This is a genomic window from Myxococcus vastator (genome assembly GCF_010894475.1).
Taxonomy (GTDB): domain Bacteria; phylum Myxococcota; class Myxococcia; order Myxococcales; family Myxococcaceae; genus Myxococcus; species Myxococcus vastator.
This window is the reverse complement of the sequence record NZ_JAAIYB010000526.1, coordinates 1-5,426: the sequence shown is the minus strand read 5'-3', so window position 1 is coordinate 5,426 and position 5,426 is coordinate 1. Positions and strand designations below refer to the sequence as shown.

Genomic DNA, 5,426 nt, shown 5'->3' with positions numbered 1-5,426 from the left:
GAGCCCGCCCTGCCCGAGTCCCTGCGGGCGCTGGCCCGCTCGGCTGGGCTGAACCTGATGTGGCTCCAGCCGGGCGTGAAGGCGATGGTGCCCTTCCAGATAACCGTCCACTGAGGTCCTGGCGGCGGCCCTGGCTCGGCGGGGAGGGGTCGGGAGGACGACACCTCGCGAAAAAAGCGGCGGCGCCGTCCCCGGCCTCTGTTACTGTTACCCCTGCACCCCGGACGGCTTTGGGCCGCCAGGGTGCTCCAGGAACCGGCGGTTCGGCTTGCTTGTCACCAGGGCCCCGCGTCCGCTTCCTGTCCCACGGCCTGAGTCACCTTGCGTCCCCGCCCTCCTCCTGGAGCGGCCGCCCGGGGCGCACACAGTCTGGAACTTTCATGAGCGAAAACCCCGATAACCGCGACCCACGTGATGCCCCCCCTGTTCCCTCCGCCCGCGCCGTGGCGCCGCCCGAGCCGGACGACGACGGTGGCGACGAGGGCGACGACGAGGGGCCCGACGACGGTGATTCCAGCGCGGGCGGCGCACAGGGTGGCGCTCCCGGGCAGGCCACCGGCCGCCGCCGCCGCCGTCGGCGCCGTCGCCGTGGCGCGCAGGTCCTCTTCACCCCGGACGGCCAGGCCTACCGGATGCAGCCGGGAGCGGACGGCCAGCAGGTCCAGGTCTTCCTGACGCCGCAGGAGCTGGAGCAGCACCGCCAGCGGCAGGCGCAGCAGCAACAACAGCAACAGCAACAACCGCAGCCGGCGCACGGCGGCGGGGGCCAGCAGCACGCGCGCCACGCGCAGCACGGGGGCGGCGGCCAGCAGGCCTCGCAGCAAGCGAACCTGTCGCCGGTGGAGGGCGTGCTGGACACGGAGGCCAAGGGCCCCAACGCCTTCCTGCGTCAGCTCAAGCGCAGCCTGCTGGCGGCGCCGGACGACCCGGAGCTGCCCAAGAACCTGGTCCAGAAGCTGCGGCTGCGGCAGGGCCAGTACATCACCGCCTTCGCGCAGATGCGGGGCCACAAGGGCGTCATCCAGAAGGTGGACACGGTGGACGGCCGGCCGCTCGAGGGCGCGCCGCGGCTGCCGCACTTCGCGGACCTGACGTCGGTGGACCCCACCGAGCGGCTCAAGCTGGAGAACGGGCACAAGGAGATGGTGACCCGGGTGCTGGACCTCATCTCGCCCATTGGCAAGGGACAGCGCGCGCTCATCGTCGCCCCGCCCAAGACGGGCAAGACCATCATGCTCCAGCGCATCGCCCAGGCCGTCCTCTCCAACCACCCGGAGTGCCACGTCATGGTGGTGCTCATCGACGAGCGTCCGGAGGAAGTGACGGACATGCGGCGGAGCATCAAGGCGGAGGTGCTGGCCTCCAGCTCCGACCGCCCCACCGCGGACCACCTCAAGGTGGCGGAGCTGGCCCTGGAGCGCGCTCGCCGGCTGGTGGAGTCGGGCAAGGACGTGGTCATCCTCCTGGACTCGATTACGCGGCTGGCCCGCGCCTTCAACAAGGAGGTCGACAACTCCGGCCGCACCATGTCCGGCGGCGTGGACAGCCGCGCCCTGGAGCGCCCCAAGCGCATCTTCGGCGCCGCCCGCGCGACGGAGGAGGCCGGCTCGCTGACCATCATCGGCACGGCGCTCATCGACACCGGCAGCCGCATGGACGAGGTCATCTTCGAGGAGTTCAAGGGAACGGGTAACTCCGAAGTCACGCTGGACCGGCTCCTGGCGGAGAAGCGCGTCTTCCCGGCCGTCAACATCGCCCAGTCCGGCACGCGCAAGGAGGAGAAGCTCTTCACCCTGCGCGAGTACGAGAAGGTGAAGAAGCTGCGGCAGATGCTCTTCTCCGTGAAGCCGGTGGAGGCCATGGAGGCGCTCGTGAAGCGGCTGTCCCGCTACACGTACAACGACGAGTTCCTCGACGAGCTGTAGTCCCCGCTTCGGGAGTGGTACGGCGGGCCCGGGTGTGCGTTAAGGTGGCGGCATGATTCAAGGCTCGGGCCGCTGCCACTACCACCCGGAGCGCGCCGGCCTCGGCGTCTGCGTGGAGTGCCGGCGTGTCATCTGCCGGGAATGCACCACGCAGTTCGAGGGCATCAACCGCTGCGCCCACTGCCTGGCCCAGCGCCTCAAGGCGCTGGAGGGCCCGGGTGAGCGCCGCGAATGGTCGGCGGGCAACGTGGTGCTGGCCCTATTGAGCCTGGCGCTCGTCTGGGGCGGAATCCTCCTGATGGCCCAAGTGGCGGCGAGCTGACCCATGGCTGTCTCCGCGCTCGAGCTCCGCCCGCGCAACGCGGTGGCCTTGATGGACGCCGCGCTGCGCCTGTGCACCCGCAACGCGGGCGTCTGGGCCCTCACCCTGCCCGGCGGCGCGGCCGTGGTGGCCGCCCTGTTGTACCTGGCGGAGTCGGTGCGCATGGGCTGGCCGCTCATGGTGCCGTCGCTGCTGCTGACGCTGGCGTGGTTCCTCCGGGGCCTGGGCCAGGGCGCGACGTGCCATTACGTGCAGGAGCTGCTGCTGGGCACCCAGGGAGAGCCTTCCGCGGGGGCTTCACTCAAGGCGGCGCTGGGCCGGATGCCCGCGCTCTTCATCGCCGTGGCGTACCTGCTGGGCCTCAACGCCCTGGTGGTGATGGTGACGGGAGGCTTCGGCTACCTCCTGCTGCAGTCCCACGGGGTGGGCTACGCGGCGGTGATGCAGGGGCGCGGCAGTCCGCTGAAGCTCTACGGCACGTGCTCACGGCTGCTGGGCCCGGCGCGCGGCACCGCGATGTGGGTCCGCGTCCTCATGTCCGTGCAGGTGCTGGCCTTCTTCAACCTGCACATCGCCCTCAACTTCCTGCTGCTGCTGGGCCGCAAGCTGGTGGGCCTGGACCTGACGTTCGCGGAGCGCTACGCCTCGCTGGACAATGGCCAGTGGCTGCTCTTCCTCGCGGTGACGACGTTCGCCCTCTTCGAGCCGGTGCGCGCCGCGACGGCCACGCTGCTGCTGGTGGACGGGCGCGTGCGCCAGGAAGGGCTCGACCTGCTGGCCAGCGTCCAGCAGCTCCCCTCCCGGGATTTGGGGCGCCCCCTGCCGCCGCCGGGCGCGACGCGTGGCGCGGCGATGCTGGCGGTGGTGCTGGGCCTGGGTCTGCTGACGGCGGCGCCAGCGCATGCCCAGGCCCCCGAGGCCGCGAAGCCCCTGGCCCCCACCGAGGCGCTGCGGCGGCTGGGCGAGGTCGCGGAGGCGTGTGAGGGCTCGACGGCGGAGGACGCCGCGGGCCTGTACGCGCCCCTGGCGTCCCTGGGGCCCAGCGAGGCCGTGAAGCTGGACCGCTTCGTGCGCCGCGTGGAGCGGCAGGCCTTCGACGAGGAGGACTGCGACAAGGCCCGCGCCACGCTGACGCAGGGGCTCACCACGCTGGGCGCCACCGTGGACGCCCAGGCCCAGGCGGACGCGCGCGCCGCCACCGCGCGGGCGAAGGACATCCTGTCCCGGCCCGAGTTCGCGGAGGCCGCGCCGAAGGCGGAGAAGGACGCCCCGGAGCCCACGGCCCCCCGCGAGCCGCCAGGCTGGTGGCGGCGCTTCATCGACTGGCTGGGAGAGCTGCTGAAGAAGTGGTTCGAGCGGGACCCGGCGGAGCCGCGACAGGAGACGGCCCAGCCTGTCCTCAGCGGCGTCAGCGCGGCCAACGTGCTGGTGGTGGTGCTGGTGACGCTCACCCTCGCGGTGCTGGGCGCAGTGCTGCTGCGGGCGCTCAACCGCGACAAGCGCCGCGCGGGCGCCGACGGCGTGCAGGTGTCCACGGTGGACGCGTCCACGCTGGCGGGGGACGCCCACCACGCGCTGTCCCGGCCTCCCGAGGGCTGGGCCCACCTGGCGGACGAGCTGGCCGCGCGGGGGGCCTACCGCGAGGCGGTGCGCAGCCTCTACCTGGCGCTGCTGTCCCGGCTCCACCGCGACGGCGCCATCCTCTATGACGAGACGCTGAGCAACTGGGACTACCTGTCCCAGTTCCGGGGCCGCGCGGAATGGAAGGCCCCCTTCCGCGAGCTGACGCGGCGCTTCGACTTCGCCTGGTACGGCAACCTGCCGGTGGGCGTGGACGGCTACCGCGAGTTCCGCGCCCTCACCGAGCCCCTGCTGGCCGCGCCGGCGCGCCCGGAGGTGGCCGGTGCGTGACCGTTTCCCATTGCTGGTGGTGGGGGGCCTGCTGCTCACCGCGGTGCTGACCACCTTCCTGGTCCGAGGCGCCCGGCGCAACGCGTTCGCGGACACGCTGTCCACGTACCGCGCGCAGGAGGACGGCGCGCGGGCCCTGTTCCTGTTGGCCCAGGAGAGCGGGCTGCCGGTGACGCGCCGCATGGCGGACCTGCGCATCGTGTCCGGACTGGGGACGCCGGTGCTGCTGGCGGTGGAGGTGTCCGGCGCCTACGAGGACGACCCGGACCAGACGGCGCTGGCCGCCGAGCCCGACGCGGGCCTGGCCGACGAGCACGTCCCCCGCACCGGCTTCAACGCCTTCCGCGCGGCCGCGCTGGACGACGATGAGACCGAGCAGCTGCTGACGCACGTGCGCGAGGGCGGCAGCGCCATCTACGTGCCGTGGGGCTCGCGGGAGAACCCGGTGCTGCGCGCCTTGAACGTCAAGCTCTTCAAGGCGGACACCACCCTGCCCATGCGCACGCTGGTGCCACCCCAGCCCACGCCGTACACGCTGGGCGTGGAGCGCGTGGAGGCGAAGGTCCAGGCCTACCTGGAGCTGCCGGAGGCGGCCGTCCCCGTCCTGGAGGATGAGCGGCTGGGCATGTTCGTGGCGGCGGTGGTGCCCTACGGGCAAGGCCGCGTGCTGGTGGTGGGCGCCCCGGAGCTGGCCATGAACCAGGCGCTGGCGCGCGCGGACAACGCGCAGTTCTGGCTCAGCACCCTGGCGTCGATGGGCCCCGGCCCCATCGAGTTCGACGAGTTCCATCACGGCTTCACCAACGAGCGCTCGGTGGTGGACTTCGCGCGCCGCTACGGCCTGCACTTCGCCGTGCTGCAGTTGCTGCTCGGCGTGGCGCTGTGGTCGGTGTCGCTCAAGCGCTTCGGCCGCCCGCGGCCCCCGCCCGAGTCCTCGCGCGTGGGCGCCACCGACGCGCTCTTCGCCATGGGCCGGCTGTACCGCGAGGGCCGGCACCACGGCTTCTCCGCCCAGCTCATCCTCCGGGGCCTCACCCAGGACCTGGCCCTGCACGCGGGCCTGCCCGCGCACGCGTCCGCGGACGCGGTGGCCCACGGGCTGCGCGAGCGTGGCCGCGCGGACCTGGCCCAGGGGCTCGAGGCGCTCACCACGGACAGCCACGCGGTGACGCGCGACACGGACCTCCAGCAGCTCGCCGAGCGCGCGGCGCGGCTGCGACAACGCCTTCATTCCGCCGGCGGCGCCCGGCCCAGCCCCTGTCTCTGAT

The 5,426-nt window shown here is 72.7% G+C and carries 4 protein-coding genes; all 4 read left to right on the top strand.

From position 1 onward, the window contains the following. Positions 1-380: 380 nt before the first annotated feature. From rho to G4D87_RS33040, 4 genes are read left to right on the top strand one after another with little or no spacing between them, the layout of a single operon-like run. Positions 381-1,925: a transcription termination factor Rho gene (gene rho / locus G4D87_RS33055; RefSeq protein ID WP_163786670.1), complete on the top strand. Its 1,545-nt coding sequence runs from the start codon at positions 381-383 to the stop codon at positions 1,923-1,925. 52 nt (positions 1,926-1,977) lie between these two features. Continuing rightward, positions 1,978-2,247, top strand: coding sequence for a hypothetical protein (locus G4D87_RS33050; RefSeq protein ID WP_163786669.1), 270 nt, complete (start codon positions 1,978-1,980; stop codon positions 2,245-2,247). 3 nt (positions 2,248-2,250) lie between these two features. After that, complete coding sequence (locus tag G4D87_RS33045) at positions 2,251-4,158, top strand: DUF4129 domain-containing protein (protein WP_163786668.1); 1,908 nt, start codon at positions 2,251-2,253, stop codon at positions 4,156-4,158. Then, entirely contained in the window at positions 4,151-5,425 is a 1,275-nt protein-coding gene (locus G4D87_RS33040; protein ID WP_163786667.1) for a DUF4350 domain-containing protein, read from the top strand. The genes G4D87_RS33045 and G4D87_RS33040 overlap by 8 nt, the downstream gene beginning before the upstream one ends. Position 5,426: the final 1 nt, after the last annotated feature.